Source organism: Victivallis sp. Marseille-Q1083, assembly GCF_903645315.1.
In the GTDB taxonomy this organism is placed as follows: domain Bacteria; phylum Verrucomicrobiota; class Lentisphaeria; order Victivallales; family Victivallaceae; genus UMGS1518.
Genome location: NZ_CAHJXL010000001.1, coordinates 433,427 through 455,978 on the forward strand (window position 1 = coordinate 433,427; position 22,552 = coordinate 455,978).

A 22,552-nucleotide genomic window follows, 5' to 3' on the forward strand; every position below is an offset into this window, starting at 1 on the left:
TCATTCCGCCTCGGTTGTCGGATTTTTGATAAATTCGTCGTCGACCTGCTCGATCGTCGATTGAATTACCGGGAACGTCGGCGGTCCCTGCAGCATTTTGCCGATGCTCTCGCTCTCCGCCGCCAGCGCATCCGGATCGAAAAGGATGCCGGCCACCGTCTCATCCGGCTGGATGATATGCACCCGGAGCACGAACACCAGTTGAACGATTTCCTTGGTGCGACTCTTGGAAGTGAACAGTTCGCCGATGTACGGCACGTCGCTCAGGAACGGAATACGCTCCTGCATCAGCACCTCGCGGTTGCTGTACAGACCGCCCATCATCACCACCTGCCCGGACTCCATCGTCAGCTCGGTTTTGACGCTGCGCACCGAAATGACCGGCACCTGGAAACTCATCGCGTTACCGGAAGCATCCGTCCCCTGCGTCACCTTCTGGTACTGCAGCACGTTGGAAACCTGCGGATAAATCACCAGCGACACCGTGTTGCCGTCGATCAGCTTCGGCTCGACCTTCAGCGTCACACCGACATTTTTAAAGGTGGTGGCCACCTGGTTGCCGGAGGCGGTCGTCTGCAACGTCTGGATCGGGATGTCCTGACCGGTGTTGATCGTCGCATCCTGATTGCGCGACACGACGATATTCGGCGACGAAAGGATTTTGGCGTCCTGGGCATTGAGCAGCCACTGGAACGACAGTTTGATGTTTTCCTTGCCGTTGACGTACGGATACCAGTCCATCATCGCCCCCTGGTTGGGCGCATTGGAGCCGAGCACGCTGGTGGACGCTCCCAGCGACGAGTTCAAATCGGTCGGGCTGCCGGTGCCGGTCTCGCCTTCCTTGGCCTGGTTGAACATCACGCCGAGGTTGCGCTGCATGCCGTCGTTGAACAGAATTTCGACGACCTTGGCTTCCACCAGCACCTGCGGCGCCGGAATATCCATCGCCAGCACCGCTTCCTTGATTTCGTTGATCCGGCTGCTTTTTTCCTTCAGCACCAGCATATTCTGGCTCGGATTGCTCTCGACGTAGCCGTTGTCGACCAGGCTCTCGACGCTCTTGGCCAACTCCGCCGCATCGGTAAAGCGGCATTGATAGATCAACGTCGACGTCGCCTCCTGCAGATCGGTGCCGTCGGCATTGGGAATGACTTTGAGGTAAGGCTGAACATTTTCACGCTGCTTCAAGATTTTTTTATCGAGGCTGGCCGGCGTCAACAGCGCCTCCAACTGCTCGTAAACCGACTGGACATTGCGCTGCCCCTGCTCGACATCCGCTTCGGTCCGGACGATCGTCTTGGATTCCGAAGTGGTGGCATCAAAGTCCGGAATCCCCTCCTCCGCTGCCCAGCAACACGCCGGCATCAAAAATGCCGCCAACCAAACTTTCGACCGAAAAACCGCCCTGCTCGTCTTGTTACCCCGGGAACTCATGACCGATTGTCAACTCCGTGTTTCATAATGGATTAGCAACAACGTGAAAATACATATAAATTTGATAATAATACCGGAAAAACTTTTTTCAAACCGCTTTATCGTCTGCAATGATAAAAAACCGTTTTTTTTGACTACAAAATCTCCATTGCCGGATTATAGTATGGCATTGCAAAACTTTTTTAGACACCGGTATGATTCTCCAACCACGCAGAAAAAATTGGAATGATGAACGATAATCTACTCTCCGGACGGACCGTCGCCGTCATCGGACTCGGTTTGCTGGGCACTTCGCTGGCGATGGCGGCGCGGCAATTGCCGGTCCGGCTGACCGGCTGGACCCGCCGGCGCGAAATCCGCGACTGGGCAGTCGCCGAAAACATCCTCGACGACGCGGCGGCCGAACCGGACGGCCTTCTCAGCCGGGCCGACCTGACCATCCTCTGCCTGCCGGTCCCGGCAATCATCGAATTCGGCCGGGCCCATGCCGGCCATTTCCGGCCCGGCGCCGCCGTCACCGACATCGGCAGCGTCAAAGGCGTCATCGTCGCGGCGCTCGAACCGCTGCTGGCGGCGCACGGCAGCCGTTTTATCGGCAGCCATCCGATGGCCGGCACCGAAAAAAGCGGGCCGAGCGCCGCGTTTCCAACCTTGTACGCCCATGCCGAAGTGTTCGTCACCCCGACGGCGCAGAGCCATCCGGAAGCCTTGACCCTGGTCGAACAATTCTGGCAGGCGATCGGCACGACGACGCACCGGATCGCACCGGAGGCGCACGACATTCTGGTGGCCCACACCAGCCACATCTCCCATCTGCTGGCGATGGCGCTCACCCATGCGGTGCTGGGCTGCCCGGACGCCGCGGAAAAGGAACAGCGATTTTCCGGCTGCGCGACCGGTTTCCGCGACACGTCGCGCATCGCCTCGTCGTCGCCGGCGATGTGGCGGGAAATCATCGAAAACAATCGACCGGCAGTCCTCAATTCGATGGATTCGTTCGAACGCTACTGGCGGGAACTGCGCAAGATGATCGAACAAGGCGATTTCGACCGCTTCGAATCGGAGTTCGCCGAAAGCAAAACGATGCGGGACGCCTGGATCAAATACAAAAACGACAACTACAACTGCAACTGGTAATGCTTATGTCAGACTCTCCGGTTATTCAAGTGAAAAATGCCACCGTCTACCTCGGCGGCAAGGTTATCCTAAAAGACATCAACTGGCAGCTGAAAGCCGGCGCCCATCATTTTATCCTCGGCGCCAACGGCGCCGGCAAGACGACGCTGGTCAAAATGCTGATGGGCTACGCCTGGCCGCTTTACGGCGCCCAAATCCAGGTGCTCGGCCATACCTACGGCCAGGTCAACCTGGCCGAACTGCGCAAGCAGATCGCCTGGGTCAGTCCGTTCATGCAGCAATGGACCAGCCCGGACTGGACGGCGCTGGAAATGGTCATCTCCGGGCTGGACGGGACGCTCGGCTTGTTCCGCAAATTCACCGACGAGGAAGAAGCCGCCGCGCTGCAGGTCCTGTCGCAACTCGACGCGGTCAAGCTGCGCGACCGCAAACTGCACAACCTGTCCAGCGGCGAACAGGTCAAAGTCCTGATCGCCCGTTCGCTGATGACCGCGCCCCGGCTGATGATCCTCGACGAAGCAAGCGTCTATCTGGACATCACCAGCCGGGAATACCTGCTGAACAACATCGAAGCGATGGCCCGGACGATTCCCGGCCTGACCATTCTTTTCATCACCCAGCGCATCGAGGATATCACGCCGGTGTTCACCCGCGGCATGATTCTCTCCCACGGCCAAATCGTCGCCGAGGGCGAACGGGACGAGGTGCTGACCGAAAAGAATCTGGCCGACGCCTTCAACCTCAATATCAAGCTGGTGCGCAACGCGGCCGGCCGTTTCTGGCCGATCATCGAATAACTCGACCGAGGCGGCGCCCGGTTCGTTCCCAGCCGAAACCATGTCAAGGAGTTGCAAAATGCCGGAACCCGATGAAAATGAAATCAAACGTCTGTTGCTGGAAGTCGAAATGGCGGAAAAAGACCTGCCGAACGATTACCCGGATTGGGCGCGGGCGCGCCGCTGGCTGCTGTGCGGCGCACTGCCGATGATCGTCATCCTGCTCGGAATCGGCCTCGCCGGCCTGCTGGCCTGGAACTATCTGCTCTTCATCGGCGGAACGGCAATTCTGCTGTGCGGCGGCCTGGGCGCCTGCTATCCGCAGAAATGACCGCCATGCCGGAATCCCCCCTCCTCGTCCGCTTCATCCAGGGCACCCTCGTCGTCGAAAACTGCGACTACGCCCGACTGCCGCTCGCCGTGCGGATGCTGGTCAAGTTCGACGAACGCATCCAAGCCGGCCGGGCCCGCGCCTGCGATTACGCCGCGTTGATGCTGGCGCTGCGGGCCGCCGAACTGGCGGTCGAGGACCAGGCCGCCGAATTCGCGCCGCTGGCGCTGACGCTGCACGGCAGCTTTCAACCGCGGCCGCACCAGGCGACCGCATTCCAACGCTGGCGCGAAGCCGGTTACCGGGCGCTCGTCGCCCTGCCGACCGGCTCCGGCAAAACCTTTCTGGCGGTGCTGGCGATCCACCGTCTGCAGCGGCCGACGCTGGTGATGGTGCCGACCATCGACCTGGTTCAGCAATGGGCATCGACCCTGCAGCGCTTCTTTCAAATTCCGATCGGGCTGCTGGGCGGCGGCGCCCGCCAGATCGAGTCGATCACCGTCAGCACCTATGATTCCGCCGTGCTGAACATGGAATTTCTCGGCAATCAATTCGCTTTCCTGGTATTCGACGAGTGTCATCACCTGCCGGGCGCCGTCAACCGGACCGCGGCGGCGATGTCGCTGGCCCCCTACCGGCTCGGGCTGACCGCCACGCCGGAGGTCGGCGCCGAGCAGGAGGCGGTGCTGCACGATCTGATCGGACCGCTCGCCTGCCAAATTCACATCGACGAACTGGAAGGCCAGGTGCTCGCCCCCTACCGGACCATCCCGGTCGAACTCTCGCTGGATGCCGAAGAAAAGGAGCAGTACGTCGCCAAGCGGGCCATTTACACCGATTTCCTCAAGCGTCATCAGATCAGCTTCCGTTCGCCGGACGACTGGCGGCGTTTTCTCGGCTTGTGCGCCCGGCTGCCGGACGGCAAAGCGGTATTCGACGCTTTTCTGGAACAGCGCCGCATCGCCCGCAGCGGCCGGGCCAAAATCCGGGCGGTCTGGGAACTGCTGCAGCAACATGCCGGCGAGCAGATCATCATCTTCACCGCCGACAATGCCACCGCCTATCAACTGGGCCGGGAATTTTTCCTGCCGGTGCTGACCCACCACACCAAACTGGTCGAACGCAAAGCGATGCTGGAAGCGTTCCGTTCCGGGCGCTGGCCGGTGCTGGTCACCAGCAAAGTGCTGAACGAAGGCGTCGACGTGCCGGAAGCCAACATCGCCATCATTCTTTCCGGTTCCGGCAGCATCCGGGAACACGTCCAGCGGCTCGGCCGGATCCTGCGGGCCGCCCCCGGCAAAGAGGCGATCCTTTACGAGCTCTTAAATGCCGACACGGCGGAAATTTACGTCAGCCGCCGCCGCCGCGAACACCGCGCCTACCGCCACTAAATCGGCGGGAAGTCGACCGCCCGTATTGATCACTCGATCTCCGGCGGCCAGGAAATCAGCCACAAATTCGGACGGCCGTCAGTGACGGCGGTAAAAAGCAACTGGCGGCCGTCCGGAGAAAAAGCCGGCGGATAACGGCCGTCGAGTTCCGCCGACAACTCGACGGCGACACCGTCTTCCAGCGTCAGGCAGAACAACTTCGCCCGCTCCGGCGCCTCTCCGGACGCATAGAGCAGTTGGCGGCCGTCCGGCGTGAATACCGGAGCGTAAACACCGACTTTGCCCGTCCCGCCGAATCCTTCCAGCAAATGCCGCAGCTTGCCGGTGGCAATCTCAATGACTTCCAAAACCGGACGCTCCGCTTCTCGCCGCTCGACGACCGCCAGACGGCCGTCCGGAGAAACCGCCAGCGTATGATCCGGCAATTCGAACGCCGGCTCGACGAAATCCCGTTGATTCAGGTCATATGCCTGGGTCACCGCTTCGGCGGCCCAGTAAATCAGCCCGCCCGGCAGAACCACCGCCGGCCCGTCCGGCGTGGCTTTGTCGGTAAAATCCCGGCTCTGCCGGTCGGACGGCCGGAAGTATTCCAATACCGGGAAATGCCCCGGCGCCAGAAAGAGAATCCATTCGCTGTCCGGCACCCGCTGCAGCTTATCCCCCCTGACGCCAACCGCAACCGTTTCCAGCGTTTCCAGATTGCCGAGCCGCAGTTCCTCTTCCCCGTTTGTCCCCCTGGCCACATAGACAATTTCTCCGCCGTCCGGCGCAAAAACGCCATTCCAGCCGCCATCCGGCGTCACGCACCGCGGCAGTTCGGACCACGCCGCCATTCCCATCAGCAATCCACCAACCATTCCGTACCAGCCGGCCCGTTTCATCGTTGCTCCTTTCCCAGTCAGACATCAGCAATCAACCCGTCATTATTTCCCGGTAATATGTCCGGCGTTTCGGGGGTTGTCAAATTTGAACTGCCGCCCAAACCGGAGTATTTTATTTAAGAAGAAAACAAACGATCAATGCCAAGGACCATCGCCTGCTTATGACCACGCGTCCCAAACCCAAAATCATCGCCGCACTGTCCGGCGGCGTCGACTCTTCGGTCGCCGCGGCGCTCTACCAGCGCCGGGGCTACGAAGTCATCGGCGCCACCCTGCGGCTGAAACATCCCGATCCGGCATTTTCCGCCGCCCAGACCTGCGCTTCCCGCAGTGACCAGGAAGCAGTCGAGCAAGTGTGCGCCAAACTGGGCATCGAACACGTTTATCTCGATGAATACGCCGATTTCGCCGCCCGGGTCCTGCGCCCGGCCTATGACGAATACGCCGCCGGCCGCACCCCCAATCCCTGCTGCTGGTGCAATCCGCGCCTCAAATTCGGCAAACTGCTGGCGCTCGCCGAAACGCGCGGCGCCGCGGGCCTCATCACCGGTCATTACGCCCGGCTGGTGCGGACCGGCGACACCGTCCGGCTGCGGCGCGGCAGCGATCCGAACAAAGACCAGACCTATTTTCTCTACCGGCTGAGCGCCGAACAGTTGAACCGGCTTCATTTTCCGATCGGCGAGCTCGACAAAGCGACGGTCCGCGCTGTCGCCCGGCAGTTCGACCTGAAAAATTCCGAGAAAAAAGACAGCCAGGACGCCTGTTTCAACGTGCCGGGCGAGTGTTTCGCCGAAACGCTGCGCCGCCTGTTCGGCGCCGAGCCCCGGCCAGGTCATTTCCTTTACCACGGCAAGGTCGTCGGCCGCCATGCCGGCATTCACCGGTACACAATCGGCCAGCGCAAAGGGCTTGGCGTCGCCCTCGGCATTCCGGCTTACGTCCGAAGCATCGATCCCCTGTCCGGCGATATTGAACTGACCACCGACGGCGACGAACTGCTGACCGGCCGTTTCGAAGTGCATGACTGGCACCGGCAGTCCGCCCGGGAGGACTGGACCACCCCGCGGGAATGCCTCGTGCAGATCCGTTACCGCAGCCGGGCGGTTCCCGCCCGGCTGGAACCGTTGACCGCCACCAGTTGCCAAGTCACGCTGCAAACGCCGCAACGGGCGGTGACGCCGGGCCAGGCCGCCGTTTTTTACGACGGGGAATTCCTGCTCGGCGGCGGCGTCATCGTTTTGTAACGAAAGAACTTCACCATGCTGTTCAAGCTCATTTCCATCGGCAGATTCAAGGATCGCCACCTGCAGGCCAAAGCGGAAGAATTCCTCAAATGGCTGTCGCCCTACGCCAAAGTCGAACTGCTCGAGCTGCGCGACTCGACCAAAGAAAAAGAGTCGCAGGCCATTCTGAAAGCGCTGGACAAAAGCAAAGAGTTCGTCATCGTCCTCAGCGAGGAAGGCCGGGAATGCACTTCGGTGGAATTTGCCGGCTTATTGAACCGGATCGACCGCAAAATCACCTTCGTCATCGGCGGCCCTTACGGCATGACGCCGGAATTGAAAGCGCAGGCTGACCTGCTGCTTTCGCTGTCGAAGCTGACATTCACCCATGAGATGGCCAGACTGTTCCTGTTGGAGCAGCTCTACCGGGCAATTTCGATCACCAACGGCGGTAAATATCACAACATCTGATCCGGTTTCGCCATTCCATCATCATTCACGCCAGGAGCAGTTTTTTGGCCTCCCTTCCCGGGCCGCCGCTCCGCCGGTTCGGGCGTCGGCAGGCGCCGGAATACCGGCGGCGCATCAATTCGAAAAAACACCACCCCGGATATGTGGCCGAACAACTCGGCTTCCTGCAAAAAAACCGGGACCGGTCCGGCGAACACCCTCATATTCACCATCCCGATCCCGGTAACCGCCATGCCGATTTTTCACATTTACCCGATGGAACCCAAACAGAACTTTTTCATGGAATGCATGGCGGGCCAGGAGACACAATTACCCCGTCCTTTCCCTCTTTCTCACCTCATTCATGCTCATCTCCCTTTCGTTTGCGCAACAGCGCAAACAAAGAAATCAGAATCGCCGCTCCGATAAAGCAGAAAACGACGCAATTGTCCTTCAGCAACCGCTCCACCGTCTCCACCGTCTCATGCTTCTGCTCTTTGAGCTTCAAGCCCCGCACTTCCTCCTGAGCCTCCGCCGCCGTACCCCGGTTGCGGATGGCATCAAGTGTGGAACGGTAATTCTCCAGCAGCGCCGGGTCAACAAGCTGCTGCTCGATCATTTCCCTGAGCTTGGCGTTGTCGCAGACGAATCCACTGCAGCCGGCGCCGTGATCCCGGACCAGTTCGACATGCAGTTCGGCAATCTCCCGGATCGTCTCGGCATCGGCATTCCACAGGCCTTTGCGGACCGTTTCGAGCATGACAGCCGTCATTTCCTGCAGCGCATAAGGATTTTTCGCCTCGAAATAGGCCCGCATATTCAACTGCAGCGCGTCGTCGATATAAACGTGCTTGTACTCTTCCCAGAGGTGATCCTTGATCATGTCCGGCTTCATCACCTCCCAGCCGTAGGTGTTGCGGAATGCCTCGGCAAAGCTGCCCGCCGCCGACGGCCCTTCCTCCATCATCTCGATGATGAATTTCGGGTTGAGCAGCGTCGTCCGCGCTTCCGCCATCGCCGCCCGGCCGGCTTCCTGGATCACCGCCCGGCCCGGAGTCCGCAAATCGTTGAAATAGGCATCCGGTTCCCTGCCGGTGACATTTTTCACCGCCAGATTCATGCCGCCCATGAACTCATAAACATGGTCGAGCGACAGCGGACCGTAACTGTTGCTGGAACGCGGCTGGACCACCGTATCGGTATTGGTCAATTGCGCCGCAAACACCCCCGGCACCTGTTCGCCCCAATGCCCGTCGGTATAAAGCGCCCCCATGTTGTTCAGATAACGGTCGGCAATCGCCGCGGAATCCTCCCAGCGGTCGCCGGCTTCGACCATCCCCATGACGCCGGTGCCGAAATTGCCGTCGACGCCGCCGAAGATCCGGGCGTCGGCCAGTTCCTTGGCCTGCTGCGGCGGCAATCCACCGGCCAGCATCGCTTTCAACGCCGCTTCCGAACCTTCGGAGACGTAATTGCCGTATTCGCCGGCCGGGTCGGCGGCCGCCAGCCGGACCGCCTTGTCGATCAACGACATCCGGCTCGACGCGGCGCTGCGGAACTGTCCAGAAGTCTGAACGACGACGTCGATCCGCGGCCGCTTCAGCTCTTCCAGCGGAATCAATCTGACATCCAGTACCCGGCCACGGGAATCCCAGACCGGTTCGACGCCGAGCAGGAAGAAGATCTCCCCGATGTTGGTCCCGCTGCTGCGGATGAATTCTCCACCCCACAGCGTAAACGCCACCTTCTTCGGATATTCACCGGTCGCTTTCCGTTTTTCCGCCAGCAACGCTTCTCCAAGCAGCCTGCCGACCGCATAGCTTTCCCGGGTCGGGGTCCGCTCCGGATCGACGCCGTACAGATTGCGGCCGGTCGGTACCGTCGACGGGTTGCCGACCGGATCGCCGCCGGGACTCGGCGCCAGATAACCGCCGTTGAAAGCATTCACCAGCGCGGCCAATTCCGCCTCGGTCGATTGCAGCAGCGCCTGCCGCGCTTCGACGCCGGTCAAAACGGCCTGCCGGTAGGAATTCCCGGGAGTGTCCGGTAATTTCTTCTGCGACGCCGTCATCCCGGCGGCGACTGCCGCAGCCGGTTCCCGCAACGCCTGCTCCAGCGCTTCCCGGGCCGGCGTCAGATACTCCTTTTCATACCAGACCATATCGTCGCGCGCCTCTTTTGCCGCTTTGCCGGCCGCAACATCCGCTTGAAAACGGACATCGGCGACATGATCGACGCTCATCAGCACGGCGGTTTCAGCCGCCTCGGCCCCGGAATAAGGCCGGCCGATGACATACAAGCCGCGGTTGACTTTGCTGTGCTCCAATTCATGCAGATAATTATGCAACCGGCGTTCGTCTTCTCCGGTCAGCACCCCTTGTTTGAACTCCTCACTCAACGGCAATTCGTCATCGATCTTCTGTTCTTTCACCTTGGCGACAATCGAGTGAGCGTACTCCTCTTTCAGCAGCGGATTTTCCGCCATCTCCCGGTTGTGCAGCAACTCGTCGAGCGCGTGCAGTTCTCCATACAGCCCGGCGTTCATGAACGGCGCCGTCAGGTGGCTGACCATCGTCGCATAGCTGCGGCGCTTGGCCACCAGCGCTTCACCGATGTTGTTGATAACATACAGATAATAGTGCGGCATCTCACCGATCAATACATCCGGCCAGTCATGACTGGAAAGCGCCACATTTTTCCACGGCGTGAATTCCAGGCTGCCGTGGGTGCCGAAGTGCAGCAACGCGTCCGCCTGGAAACCGTAGCGAATCCACAAATAGGTGGCCAGATAACTGTGCGGCGGCGGCGCTTTGACGCCATGCACCAGCTTTTCACTGTCATCGCCGGTGCCCGGCATCATCTGCGGCAGCAGAACGATATTGCCGAAGCGCACCACGCCGAGCGCCAGATAATTCTGATTGTCGCGCCGGAAATTGAAATAATTGCCGGGCGCCGGCCCGAATTTCTCCTCGACGGAACGATAGAGGTCTTCCGGTATCGCCTGTTTCACCCATTGCAGATAAGTTTCCGGCACAATTAATTCCAGTTCGGCCGACGCCAGGAATTTTTCCATCGCGCCTTCGGCATAAGTGCCGAAAATGGCGGCATTGTCCTGGATTTTCCGCAGCAAATCCGCCGCCTTCTCCGGCAGTTCGCCGGTCGTATAGCCGGCCGCCTGCAATTTCCGCAGCGTATTCAGCAACGAATCGCCGACTTCCAGGCCGCCGGCCTCCAGCGCATTCTGACCCGGCCCTTTGTAATAAACGATAGCGATTTTTTTATCGGCGTTGTCCTTGCGCTGCAAGGTCAGGGTCTTCCGAACCAGATCGGCAAACCGTTCCACCCGGTCCGGAATCAGCCGATACTCCTGCAGCCCCCGTTCATTGCGAAACAGCGCCGACAGCACGAACGGCACCGCCGCGCCGTCCAGCTCCGGCATGGTGATGCTCTGGCTCATCATCCCGCCGGTCATGCCGCGCTGGTCGGTCAGGTATTCCTCGTAAAGCTGATTGACCTTGATCGGGCAGAAAAGCGGGATATTGCGCTCCGCCAACAGTTTGACAACTTCATCCGGCGTCGAACCGGTCAGCCGGCCATGCGGAAAATAGATCACCAGGTCGGGTTCGACTTCGTTGATCTTCAGCGCCGCATTCCACATGCCGGGGGTCGCCACCACCGTGATATGCCGCTTTTCCAATGCTTCGATCAAACCGGACAATGCGCCGCCGTTGCCGGCAAACAACAGCACTACCGGATTTTCCGCCGCATAGCCGGGCAGTTGCCGGTAATACTCCCGGAAGGAAGCCCAATCCTCAAAACCGTCCTCTTCGTCCCGATGGAAATAGGCAACCCGCTTCGGCGGAATCGGCGGCAGCGGCGCAGCGGCAAACAACCGCTTGCCGTCCAGTTCATAACGCGTATAATCCAGCAGGCGTTGAAAGTTCTCCCGGTCGCCGCCGTCCAGATAAGCGGCAACCAGCGCCGACTGTTCCTCCGTCAGCGTATCGAGGCCGGTTTCCACCCGGGTCGAAGCGGTGACGTAAAGCGGTACCTTCGCGGCGGCAAGCTCTTTCAGCAACACTTCCTGCCGCGGGGTAAACTTCAATCCCATGCCGAAAAAATAGATCGCATCAAATTTTTTCAGCTCCGGCCCGCTGGTTTCCGTCCATTTCATCACCTCGGGACGGACGAAAAAGTCCGGCTCCCCTTCCAGCAGCGGCGCGATAACGTATTCCGGATAATTCACCAGCGCAATCCTGGTCGGGCTCATATAACGCCAGCCGATGCCGGCGGCCACTGCCGCCGCCAGCAGGAGAACAACGATCAGCCAAACCGATTTTGAAATTTTCTTCTTCGACATCTTCTTGATTTACCTGTTCAATTTTCCGGCACGTAAATGATCTCGCCGTTCTCCAGTTCGTAGGCGACGCCGACCTTCCGGCCCTTGCCGTTGCCCCGGGAAGCCTCCGACTGATAACGGGTGATCTTGTTGTCCTTCTTGACGATGATCTCCATATCCGGCTTGCCGGCATTCTTGACGTAAGTGACGTCTTTGTCGGTCAGGAATTCGGTCAACTGCGTCCGCAGTACAAAAGCCACCATCAGCGCGACGGCGAAAACCATCGCCACGTCGAACAGATTGGCCAGCGAGGAAATCGGGTCGACGTCTTCGCCGTCATCCAACCAGTTGTAACGATTGCGCCGGTTCATGAGAAACCGCCTCCCTGAGTTTCAAATCCAGAATATATTGCAAGTCGGCGATTTCCGCCGCGTACCAGTGCCGTTTCACCGAATAGATCAACAAACCGATCCCGGCGATGACGATCCCGACCACCGTCGTCGCGAAAGCGATCTGCATGTTATAGGCCATCGACGCAATGTCGCCGGAAGCCAGACCGGCCAGCGCCGGCCCCATCGGAATCAACGTCCCCATCAAGCCCAGCATCGGCCCGATTTTCATCATGAATTTAGCCTGTTCCAATTCCCGGGCGCAGACCCGGTTGAAATCGGCAATCCGCTTCTCGCAGTGAATGGCGTCCCAGTTCAACGCCGCCAGTTCCCGGATCCGGCGGACAAATGTGCCGCTGCCGAGCGATTCCAGCGCGCCGGGCCCTTCCTCCTCCAGCCGCCGCATCACCGCCTGCTGCTTTTTCTGCTCCTTGACCTGTTCCCAAAGCCGGGAGCAGAAAGCGCCCAGCGAAAATAAGCCGATGACCACGCCGGCCAACAGCAGCACCACCACCGGCAACATCAGACTCATCGAAATCCAATTCAAAATTTCATTCAAATACTGCATTTTTTCTTCCAAGCTCACCATTCAAACGTTTTTTACGAATCCACCGGCCGGCAACCGCGCCACAGCCGACTATCGCCGCTAAAGTCAAAGCGGCGCCGGCTTCCCGCCAGCCCAACGGCACAACAGGCACTTCCCGCGCCCAGGCCGCCCGGTGCGCCAGCGGCAGAAACACCGCCAGCAAACCGGCCAGATAGCCCAGCACCAAACCGCTCCTCACCCGCGCATCCCACCGCCGGCAGCAGCGGAAAAGAATCCCGAATGCCAGCGTCGCCAGCCACAGCGCCCCGACCACCGTCCAGGCGGTCTTGCCGTAATCGAATTCCGGAAAGGCGTTCACCGCCAACGCCACCAGCCAAATCCCGCCCGGCACGATCAGCAGCGACGGCACCAGTACCGCATAATACCAGCGGCGGCTTTTTTCGCCCAGCTCGCGTTTCCGATACCAGACCAGGCCGAACGCCAGCGACAAGAGTTCCTGCGCCAACACCAGCACGCACCAATTGTTCAGCGTCGCTTCGTTTTCCCAGATCCGGCTGATCTGGGCCAGGCTGTACGCGGTGGCGGTATCGCTGTTCAAGCCGACCGCCAGCAACAGACCGCTCCAGATCAGCGCCGCATAACGGAACCGGACCAGCGACAGTTTGACGATACTCAACAGCCAGGCGCTCAGCAGCAGCAAACCGATCAGCAATTTCATTTCATCTCTCCCGGCAGCACGTAAAAGCCGCAGAATTTCCAACCGTCCGGACTGCCGGCCTCCCGGCTGAACGTGAACTGATAACGGCCGCCGGCCGGATTGGCGAAACAGACCGTCACCAGCCCCGGCTGTTTTTCCAATTCGCCGCTTTCGATGACCACCGGATTTTCCGGCAACTGCGCCTCACGCATTCCGTTGAAAAACAACCGCATCTCACCGTCGTTCGGCTTGCGGCACAACTGCAGAAAATCACGTTGTTTGTTTTTCTGCGCCAACCGCACCAGTTTGACGGCAAATTTGCCGGCGGCCTCGACCTCCGCATCGGAAACCGCCGTCTTCCGGGCCCCTTCCGGCATATCGACCGCAGTCAAATGCCAGACCGTCAACCCGGCCGCCGCCAACAGCAGCACCGCCGCCAACAGCAGTTTTTTCTTCTCTTTCATCACGGCAAACCTCTGACTTCCTCAACGGGATTTGTAGAAATCATCCTCACTGCCGCCCAGATGGCCGATGTTGTTCTTCAGCGACACTTCATCGGTATTCAACTCGCCGACCGGCTCCGAGGAGACATGGCCATCGCACCAGGCGATGTTCGCCCGTTCCAGGTGACGAAAATGAATCGTGCCGGTCGAATACAGCGTGCCGTCCGGCTTTTCCTTGCAATACATGAAAATCTGCAACTGCGGCGGATTGTAAACCCGCGATCCCATCGACGCCCGCGCGTTGTCGCCGAACGCCGCCACTTCAGACGGATTTTTCACACCGCTGGATTTCTGGCCCGGATTGCCGCGGTAAGCGCCCAGCCACTGGGCATTGTAGCCGTATCCGAAACCGTTCTCCGCCTCCTCCATCGTCCCGGCCAGCGTCACCTCCGGACAGACCAGCGCCCTGCTGCCCTCCCCGATGTACGGACCGAGCAAATCGTTGTCGGTCGCATCGTAAATTCCGCTTCCCAGACAATAGCCCGCCCAGGTCATCCCGGCGCCGCCCATGCTGTCCGCCGCAGTGTGGATGACGAAATAATCCTCGTTATCGCCGGCATAAAGGAGATTCGCCAACTGAACCTGCTTTAAATTGCTGACGCAGGAAATCCGTTTCGCCGCGCCTTTGGCCTTGCCCAGAGCCGGCAGCAGCATCGAAGCAAGAATCGCAATGATCGCAATGACGACCAGCAATTCAATCAAAGTAAAATCTTTTGGTTTCATTTCTTTCTCCTTGATAGGTTTTTAACTTCCTCATCCTCGTAAATTAGCCACATCTAACAAACTGAACAAAAAAAAGAGAAACACCGGTTATTCCTCTGTGTACTGATTAATATAAAGACAAAATTTCAAAATACAACTCGAAAATTAGAGAAAGCTAATAAAAAAATCGTCATTCCTCATTTTCCCTTACGAAAAACAATGACTCCCAGCCTCCTCAAAGAAAACCGGCAGGACGGTCCGGTTATCGAAAAATAACCGCTACCTCCTTAATTTGGCTTTGAGTTTAAGACTTATCGCGACAACCGCCAAAGCAATGCCCAGACCGCATAATACCCAAGCGGCCGTGTCCATGACCGCCAACGGCCCCATCCAGGCAGTCTGCCACCCTGTCCATGACGGTTTGGCAGCATTCGCCTGCGTTTTTTTATTTATTCGATGAACAAGATCCTTCAATTCCTCCCTGAGCAAAGGAACTTCCGAATAAAGATCTTCCGGAGTGGTAAATAACTCCGATGACAATTCGGCATTTTTCTCCAATTTTCCAATTTCAATGGCCAACAACAGTTTACCGAAGCGGTTATAGTGCTTGCGTGCATAAATAATATTATCCTCCTTCCCGATCCAGAGCACCCGGGTCGAAGGACGCTGATGATTAAAGGGGCTATTCTTGTTTTCAACTTGATCTATCGTCATTCGTGACATTCCCGCCACCAGAATCGGATCGTCCGGATCGCGAACCGTGACCTGATAGCATGAAATATCGCGATAGCGGCTTTCCTCAATCGTATATTTGCTGAACAACGTTTCAACTTCATTAAAATCCTCGAACAGCAACTCCAGTTTCGATAAAATCAGCGCCTCCACCATTCTGGCGGAAACATTACCGATGGTACCGTACTGCCCTGTTTTATTCTGAAGATAAGTTTCCGCCCACTCGTAATTCTTATATAACTCAACTTTTTTATAAACAAAGCCATCCTCATCAATCCAACGATAAAACCGGCCGGAAGTGATGGAATTGTCGTGGAGGTCAGGCCGATTGACCATGGCAATGTAAGTAAAATTTTTACTTGCCAAGGGAGCCTGAGTAATTAATTCTTTTCCTCGCTGGTACTCCGTCAGGGCAAGACAAGGGTAACAAAATAATAATATTGCCAGCATTTGAAATAATTTTAGCACGATTTTCAAAATTATTTCCTTTAATCATTTCGGATTTACATAACTCACATTCGAAAAAATACCTCCATAGGCCCCTAAATCAGAAGTCAGATATCATTCACTATTATGCCGCCCACAATTAGTCAGTTGAGGCGGATGACGTTCTGTATGCGGAGCATATGTAGTACTGATCAATTGAGGAGCACCTGCTTTCTCCGGCGTTTCAGTTAAAGGATTTATAACATACTCTTGACTATAGCGGGGAGTTGCCATTACAGCAATATTCGCGGCTCCTTTGTAATTACCATTTCCAGTTCCGTTATGAGGAGAAAAATTCAAAGGAGGAGCAGTAACGGTCAATGTATAGACGATAGTCCAGATTCCCCCATAATCTGCCCACCCCAACTGTTGCCCCATATCTGCATTATTTGTACGGAATGGAAACGCTCTTGCTGCACTGTTTGCACCTTGTCCACAATACGTATAGACTGGAGTACAATCACGCTGAGTTGCAATATAAGGAGTGCCAGCATATTCGACGAAATACGCATTCAGATTCACAACAAGACAAAAAGTCAACATCACAAAAGCTGCAATTTTTATAGTCATAAGAATTATTTTCCTATTAATTAAAGTCATTTTTGAATCATGACATACCAATTAATTCCGCGAGCAACAACGATATCATCACCGCCCAAATATTCAATATCCTTCACCTCCTTTTGAACTCCAAACGTTAGTACATTGAAGGTATATTTTCCTTGCTCCGTATCAGAAATCTCTCGATCAATACTAACTTGAACATCCCCCATTGCCAATATGAAAGGGAAATTGGCCATTTGAGTCAATGGACAACCGATACGGTCTGTATAATCTTCATTTTCAACATAAACAACAACATTCGGAATACCATTATACGGACTTTCTCTATAAATATATAAATCTTCTTCAGGAGAATCACTTAGAGAATATGTAAAACAAAAATAAATAAATACGCATAAGAAAGACAACGTAATAATTGCAACTGTAACAGTTAATAATATTTTTCTTTTCATCACCATCATAACCCTTGCACTATATTAGCGATTCTTAAATATTTTTTTATTTTATATGAGTTACTCTGTATGATTAGTACAAGGGCTATAACTTGAAGGCAGAGGTTGAAAATGAATACTATAAATTGTCCTCACAAATATTAATGGACCAAACTTCTCTACCATTCCAGTTGCCGGACTGATACGATATTCTTGTTTATACTCAGAAGTGCCCATAACCACATAAGCGGCTTTTGCACTGTTATATCCATTCCCCGTTCCATTATGAGGACTAATCGTTAATCCAGGCGCGGTAATATTTGCGCTATAGGTTTTTGTCCAATTTGTTCCATTTTGGAAAAAACCCAATTGAGACCCGATATCTGAATCAATCGTATCAAATTGAAAATATCTTATTTCTGTCTGAGACTCCTGCCCACACAATGCCTTAACTGGTGAACATGTCTGAGTAGTAACAGTCTGAGGAATTCCTTGTTGTGATACAAAATAAGCTTTGGTATCCACCCCCAAGAACAGCAATATAAGTAATATATAATTCTTTATTTTCATAAACATATTCCTTGCGATTTACAAATTTATCAACATATCAAACTAACACTTTATTTTGATTATATCCTCTTAAGCCATCTACTTATATTTTTCTCCTGATTTCACTAGAACAATGTGCATTCTGCGAAATACATTAAATTATTTATTTTTAACTATTTACAATGCATTGAAATTTGAAAAATCCTCCAACTGAAATTATATTGTAATCTTCTAGCAATCAAAATCATAACTCCAGAAGGAGGAATAAAAACCAATGCAACTATCTTTATTCTGCGATTATCGCGGGTACGCCAACTCCAAATACGAGAGCCTGTTTCTTGCGCTGGAAGAATCTCATACTAGTGTCGCTAAGAAGAAAGGTCCTGGTCGTATCGGCTATGGAGATTTGGCTTACCTCAAAGCATACGTTTACAAGCACGCGGAGGAAATCAAAAGCATTCCGGAGCTCTTGCGCAATCTGCAACGGAATCCGGTGATCTGCGAAATGATCGGTTTCCAGTATGATTCGCTGCCGGACTCGTCCCGTTTTTATACATTCCTGAGCAAGACAAAAAACTCCGAAATCCAGGCGATTCATCATGCGGCGGTTCAGTCGCTGATCGGCGGCGGCGTGGTTTCGCTTGACGTCCTGATCGTCGATTCCAAACCGGTCATGGCCAATACCAAGCACAACAATCCCAAAAATCCGAGTCGCTCATTGGATAAAGAGGATAAAATCCCCCGCAATCCCAAAGCGACTCTCGGCTATTATTCTTACTTGAAACAGCCATTCGGCACGGGCAAGCAATTCAGCTTTTTCTGGGGCTTCCGGACGCACGTATTGGTCTCCGAAGAAGGCGTTCCGCTGGTCGAAATCACCAAGCCGACCAACATCTCCGACGAACAGATTGCGCACTCGCTCTTACGCAAACTCAAACGGGTCTACGGACAGAAGAAAGGCCGAGTTTTTATCGCCGATTCCGCCTATGACCACCGCCAATTCTACGACTTTATCAAGGACGAAATCAAAGGCCAAGCATGCATCCCAATCAATCCGCGCAACCAGCAAGCGGCCAAACTTCTCGGCGAAAAAGGCTGTCCCATCTGTCCCGGCGGACTCGAAATGAAATATTCATGCATCACCAAGAGCGAAGGCCGCACCCGCAAGAAATTCCGCTGTCCGATCATCGCCGGAACGCGCCCGGAAAAAGCCGAATTACCTGGCCAATGCCCTTGCAATCATCAACGATTCTGTACCGGCAGCCGCTATGGCTGTACCGCTTACATCGACGTTACCGATGATGCACGCGCCCAGGTCCCGCGCCAAAGCGCATGGTACAAAGAGACTTATACCAAACGTACCGGCGTCGAACGCTATTTCTCGCGCCTCGGCTCGCGCGAGGTCGAACAGACCACGCATTTCAATTACCGAGCCATCCGCAACCAGATGAGCATTGCACATCTGACGCTCGCGCTCACCGCCGTCGCCGCCGCATTCATTCTCGAACAGCCGGACAAAATCCGCTGTTACAAATCGTTTGCTGACGCCGCATAGCTTCGCGATAATCTCAAATTTTTCAATCAACCCCGGCGAATTCACATCCGCCTTAATTCTTCACGCCTTTTTTCAGCGATTTTTTACCCAATTCTGCACCAACTCGTACTGTTTGCTTGTTTTCAAAGCTTTTGCCGGTGGCTCAAACTGCTTCCTGTTCACTTTTCCTCTATTTCGCTGAATTCATATTCTCATTCTGCAACCCGACAGTTATCGCAATATATCCACAAGACAAACGACACAAACTTTTTACACCCCCAAATCACGGTTAAAACATCTCAGGAAAACTATTACTTATCGGAACTGGTCTCCTCTCTAGCAACTTCAGCAATAAACGCATTCCAAATATCATCTCCATCGTATTTTTCATCCATGGCAAATACGGTTGAAGTTATCCCTTCCGGTAAATCCGGCCAATTATGCGAAAACATCATATGCAGCGGAATCAAATCGTTCTTCCAAGCCGCCGCCAGCGACAAGTGCGGAAACGGGCTGTCAAATTCGGCATCCAACGTGATAATCCGTTTGATGCGCTGATCTGGCTGGCGGAGCACTGCTAAGGCAGCCAGTTGCCCTGCCATGCCACTCCCAGCCACATAAATCGGTAAAGCTGCCCATTCCGGTCGTTCCAATACTTGCTTTAACTGCAACTCCATTTGTTCTGGATGCTCCAGATAATGTTCATCTACCGGCAAAGAAATTGGAATCGCCCCTGCTTCAGCCAGCCGAAGCAAGCCATCCATACGGGAGCCGAAGCCAATATGATCCATTCCACCGGCCAGAAGGATCACTCTATTGGCATCTGGCAATGGCGGATAGACCAGCAATTCATCCGAGACGCCTCCTTTCGGCTGCAGCCAACCATCGGTCACCGTCTGCGGTAAGGTCTGCCAAAGCATCAGAAATTCCGGCGAAGGAAACTCCACTCCCATCTCGCGGCTGCGCATCGCGTCGATGATGAATTGTTGAATCAACAGATAGGCGATTTCACCCGGAGCATGATAATTCCGCAATTCCCGGAAATGCGGTGGTGTGATTCCATGCCACACCTCACCACCGACCTCCCGCTGCCACCGGACAGCCTCCAGCGTAGGAATCATGCCCGGACACCCCCAAGTGTTCAACGCCAACAGTTTGGACCGGTTCGGTTTCGCCGGTTTCGCCAAATTAGTCGCGCCGCACCACGCTGCAGCAGCAATCCGCTCCGGCATCGCCGTCGCCATCTGGCCGGCCAGATTGCCGCCGGCAGATTCCCCGACGACAAAGAAAGGCCGTTTTTCAATTTCGAATTCAGTACAAAGATGATCCTGAACCGCACAAACGACTTCAAACCATTCTCCGCCCAGATAATTGCCATAGGAATGTCGAAAGCCCTGAGGATTAATCTTGACGAACATACTGAAAACCGTGCAGTTATTTTCAAACCAAAATGCCCCCAACCAACCACGATTGGCCAAAAAGGTACTACCATCCTCACCGTTAAACGGAGCATAGAACACCATATTGGAAGCAGCTGGAAGCGGTCTTCCCTCCCCGTCAACCGGAATCACATAACTTACCTGAGTGGTCGGTGTTTCCGGGAATCCTATCCGTACCTGGAATTCACCGACCAAAAACGGCCGGCCGCTGATCAGCCGGACCTCCCGCTGTTCACGACGAGCCCATTTCCACGGTTCGCTCCGCCAGCACCAAACCATTGCAATTCCAATCATTATTATGACCAGAACCACAACGAACGTCCAGCGCCTTCCTTCTTGTTTTCCCATTGATGATTATTCCCTACCATAATTAAGCAAAATGCTGCTAAACCGGAGCATATTCTGCTTCAATATAGATAAAGATTTCCCTTTTCATCCAGCAACGGAGACCAGTAAACATCCATGCGCAGCAAATCCATCCCCTCAACCGATTCAGCATGCCCATCGAACATCGCAACGCCAGCCTGTCCGTCATGACGGGCACTGATCGGATAACTGCCGTTATTGCGTACCTGTCCCGGAAATACGCCATGATCGCCGGCCAGGAAAAACGGACTGAACCAAGGCAACTTGGCCTTCAAACCGGTCTCGGCCGTCACTGAATCGCCGAGATAAACTAATTTGGCTGCGGTACCATACTTGAGGATCTCGGCAGCCTTGTGTGGCCTACTCCATGGATCCTTCTGCTCACAATAATTACCCAAGTTGCCAAAGGTCGTTTTGTTCATCCCATAACTACCGACCGGTTGCCATTCTGGAGCGGTTCCATTCAACAGCACATCGCGGCTACCGGTCGAATTAAGGGCAAGTGGACAGCAAAAAGTTTCCGGCGTTACACCGTAATTATCGATCAGTACTGCCCACCAGACCGGTTCCCGGTTACCGTCGCGCCAACCGGTAGGCGTTAAACACCAGTTGTTGTAATCGCCCTGATAAAGAGTTACGGCCTCAACCATCTTCTTCAAATAAGCCAGACACTGTGTTCCGCCGGCCGATTGCTGCGAACGCCCCATAATTCCCAACAACAATCCGGCCAGTACGGCCAGAATCGCAACCGCTAACAACAGTTCCACCATCGTGAATGTTCTTTTCATATTTCCCACTCTTTCTCGTTCATTACAGTTACCGGATTACGACTCAATGTTCTCCAATTTTCGTATACCAATAGAGCTGCCCACGCTCATTCAGCAACGGCGACCAGTAAACTTCCGTTTTCAACAACTCCGGCAACTCAAGTGCCGCAGCATGTCCGTCCAGCATGGCGACATTGGCCTGCTGACCATGCCGTAAATAAACCGGATAACTGCCGTCCTCTTTCAAATGATCCGGAAACACGCCATCATCCGCTGACAGATAAATCGGATGAAACCACGGCAACCCGGCCGCACGGCCCTCTTCATAGGTCACCGAATCGCCAAGATAGATCAAATTCGAACTGTTTCCCATGCCGTAGACCACACTGGCCTTGCTGGGCTTGTCCCACGGGTCGCGATTTTTCTCCATATAGCCACCCAAGTTGCCGAAGGTTGTCTTATTCATCCCATAACTGCCCTGCGCCAGCCAATCCGGCCCGACACCGTGCAACAATGTTTCACGGTCATCCGCATCATTCAGCGCCAGCGGACAACAGAAAATTTCCGCCGAGCAACCGTAATCGTCAATTAACACTTCCCACCAATACGGTTCCCGTTTTTCCCATCGCCAACCGGTCGGCGTCAGGCACCAGTCATCATTATCACTCTGATAGAGAATGGCAACGGTGATCATCTGTTTTAAGTTATTAATGCAACGAACATTCTGGGCTGCCAACTTTGCCCGCCACAACGCCGGCAACAGCAATCCCGATAAAATTGCAATAATGGAAATGACTACGAGCAATTCCAGTAATGTGAACTTCTGTCTCACCTTCCCCTCCCAACTGTTTAATAACATAATATTAATCTCAAACTAATCA

At 55.0% G+C, this 22,552-nt stretch carries 22 protein-coding genes; 7 read left to right on the forward strand and 15 right to left on the reverse strand.

Annotation, left to right across the window (positions count from 1 at the left end):
• The gene (locus HWX74_RS01650; protein ID WP_176011872.1) at positions 1-1,365 is read right to left on the reverse strand and encodes a type II secretion system protein GspD; all 1,365 of its coding nucleotides are present in this window, start codon (positions 1,363-1,365) and stop codon (positions 1-3) included.
• Positions 1,366-1,659: 294 nt separating this feature from the next.
• Between HWX74_RS01650 and HWX74_RS01655 the strand changes: the two genes are divergently transcribed.
• From HWX74_RS01655 to HWX74_RS01670, 4 genes are read left to right on the forward strand one after another with little or no spacing between them, the layout of a single operon-like run.
• Positions 1,660-2,571, forward strand: a complete 912-nt coding sequence (locus HWX74_RS01655) for a prephenate dehydrogenase/arogenate dehydrogenase family protein (protein ID WP_176011873.1) — start codon at positions 1,660-1,662, stop codon at positions 2,569-2,571.
• Between the two features lie 29 nt (positions 2,572-2,600).
• Positions 2,601-3,368, forward strand: coding sequence for an ABC transporter ATP-binding protein (locus tag HWX74_RS01660; RefSeq protein ID WP_176011874.1), 768 nt, complete (start codon positions 2,601-2,603; stop codon positions 3,366-3,368).
• A gap of 58 nt (positions 3,369-3,426) precedes the next feature.
• A complete protein-coding gene (locus HWX74_RS01665; protein WP_176011875.1) occupies positions 3,427-3,678 on the forward strand; it encodes a hypothetical protein in 252 nt (83 codons plus the stop codon).
• Between the two features lie 5 nt (positions 3,679-3,683).
• Positions 3,684-5,069, forward strand: a complete 1,386-nt coding sequence (locus tag HWX74_RS01670) for a DEAD/DEAH box helicase (protein ID WP_176011876.1) — start codon at positions 3,684-3,686, stop codon at positions 5,067-5,069.
• A 29-nt stretch (positions 5,070-5,098) separates the two neighbouring features.
• On the opposite strand, the gene HWX74_RS01675 is transcribed toward HWX74_RS01670, so the two are convergent.
• Positions 5,099-5,950, reverse strand: coding sequence for a PD40 domain-containing protein (locus HWX74_RS01675; protein ID WP_176011877.1), 852 nt, complete (start codon positions 5,948-5,950; stop codon positions 5,099-5,101).
• Between the two features lie 161 nt (positions 5,951-6,111).
• Here HWX74_RS01675 and mnmA point away from each other — a divergent pair, with 161 nt between their 5' ends.
• Positions 6,112-7,197: a tRNA 2-thiouridine(34) synthase MnmA gene (gene mnmA / locus HWX74_RS01680; RefSeq protein ID WP_176011878.1), complete on the forward strand. Its 1,086-nt coding sequence runs from the start codon at positions 6,112-6,114 to the stop codon at positions 7,195-7,197.
• Between the two features lie 15 nt (positions 7,198-7,212).
• Positions 7,213-7,647, forward strand: a complete 435-nt coding sequence (locus HWX74_RS01685) for a 23S rRNA (pseudouridine(1915)-N(3))-methyltransferase RlmH (RefSeq protein WP_176011879.1) — start codon at positions 7,213-7,215, stop codon at positions 7,645-7,647.
• Positions 7,648-7,984: 337 nt separating this feature from the next.
• On the opposite strand, the gene HWX74_RS01690 is transcribed toward HWX74_RS01685, so the two are convergent.
• From HWX74_RS01690 to HWX74_RS01735, 10 genes are all read right to left on the reverse strand, one after another.
• A complete protein-coding gene (locus HWX74_RS01690; RefSeq protein ID WP_176011880.1) occupies positions 7,985-11,986 on the reverse strand; it encodes a cobaltochelatase subunit CobN in 4,002 nt (1,333 codons plus the stop codon).
• Between the two features lie 17 nt (positions 11,987-12,003).
• Positions 12,004-12,336 (reverse strand): DUF2149 domain-containing protein, encoded by a 333-nt coding sequence (locus tag HWX74_RS01695; protein ID WP_176011881.1) that lies wholly within the window; start codon positions 12,334-12,336, stop codon positions 12,004-12,006.
• Positions 12,302-12,922, reverse strand: a complete 621-nt coding sequence (locus HWX74_RS01700) for a MotA/TolQ/ExbB proton channel family protein (protein ID WP_176011882.1) — start codon at positions 12,920-12,922, stop codon at positions 12,302-12,304. Before HWX74_RS01700 ends, HWX74_RS01695 begins: the two co-directional genes overlap by 35 nt.
• Positions 12,906-13,619 carry a hypothetical protein gene (locus tag HWX74_RS01705; protein WP_176011883.1) on the reverse strand — a complete coding sequence of 238 codons (714 nt, stop codon included), beginning with the start codon at positions 13,617-13,619 and terminating at the stop codon, positions 12,906-12,908. The genes HWX74_RS01700 and HWX74_RS01705 overlap by 17 nt, the downstream gene beginning before the upstream one ends.
• Positions 13,616-14,062, reverse strand: a complete 447-nt coding sequence (locus HWX74_RS01710) for a hypothetical protein (RefSeq protein WP_176011884.1) — start codon at positions 14,060-14,062, stop codon at positions 13,616-13,618. The genes HWX74_RS01705 and HWX74_RS01710 overlap by 4 nt, the downstream gene beginning before the upstream one ends.
• A gap of 21 nt (positions 14,063-14,083) precedes the next feature.
• Complete coding sequence (locus tag HWX74_RS01715; RefSeq protein ID WP_176011885.1) at positions 14,084-14,824, reverse strand: prepilin-type N-terminal cleavage/methylation domain-containing protein; 741 nt, start codon at positions 14,822-14,824, stop codon at positions 14,084-14,086.
• A gap of 258 nt (positions 14,825-15,082) precedes the next feature.
• Positions 15,083-16,012, reverse strand: a complete 930-nt coding sequence (locus tag HWX74_RS01720) for a hypothetical protein (RefSeq protein ID WP_176011886.1) — start codon at positions 16,010-16,012, stop codon at positions 15,083-15,085.
• A gap of 84 nt (positions 16,013-16,096) precedes the next feature.
• Complete coding sequence (locus tag HWX74_RS01725; RefSeq protein ID WP_176011887.1) at positions 16,097-16,591, reverse strand: hypothetical protein; 495 nt, start codon at positions 16,589-16,591, stop codon at positions 16,097-16,099.
• Positions 16,592-16,617: 26 nt separating this feature from the next.
• Positions 16,618-17,037 carry a hypothetical protein gene (locus HWX74_RS01730; RefSeq protein WP_176011888.1) on the reverse strand — a complete coding sequence of 140 codons (420 nt, stop codon included), beginning with the start codon at positions 17,035-17,037 and terminating at the stop codon, positions 16,618-16,620.
• Positions 17,038-17,097: 60 nt separating this feature from the next.
• Positions 17,098-17,586 carry a hypothetical protein gene (locus HWX74_RS01735; protein WP_176011889.1) on the reverse strand — a complete coding sequence of 163 codons (489 nt, stop codon included), beginning with the start codon at positions 17,584-17,586 and terminating at the stop codon, positions 17,098-17,100.
• Between the two features lie 253 nt (positions 17,587-17,839).
• Between HWX74_RS01735 and HWX74_RS01740 the strand changes: the two genes are divergently transcribed.
• Positions 17,840-19,120 carry a transposase gene (locus tag HWX74_RS01740; protein WP_176011890.1) on the forward strand — a complete coding sequence of 427 codons (1,281 nt, stop codon included), beginning with the start codon at positions 17,840-17,842 and terminating at the stop codon, positions 19,118-19,120.
• A 290-nt stretch (positions 19,121-19,410) separates the two neighbouring features.
• On the opposite strand, the gene HWX74_RS01745 is transcribed toward HWX74_RS01740, so the two are convergent.
• Genes HWX74_RS01745 through HWX74_RS01755 form a run of 3 tightly spaced genes read right to left on the reverse strand, consistent with a single transcriptional unit; the run spans position 19,411 to position 22,503 of the window.
• On the reverse strand, positions 19,411-20,886 hold the full coding sequence (locus tag HWX74_RS01745) for an alpha/beta hydrolase fold domain-containing protein (RefSeq protein ID WP_176011891.1): 1,476 nt from the start codon (positions 20,884-20,886) through the stop codon (positions 19,411-19,413).
• 59 nt (positions 20,887-20,945) lie between these two features.
• A complete protein-coding gene (locus HWX74_RS01750; RefSeq protein ID WP_176011892.1) occupies positions 20,946-21,692 on the reverse strand; it encodes a type II secretion system protein in 747 nt (248 codons plus the stop codon).
• 43 nt (positions 21,693-21,735) lie between these two features.
• A complete protein-coding gene (locus HWX74_RS01755; protein WP_176011893.1) occupies positions 21,736-22,503 on the reverse strand; it encodes a prepilin-type N-terminal cleavage/methylation domain-containing protein in 768 nt (255 codons plus the stop codon).
• Positions 22,504-22,552 lie beyond the last annotated feature (49 nt).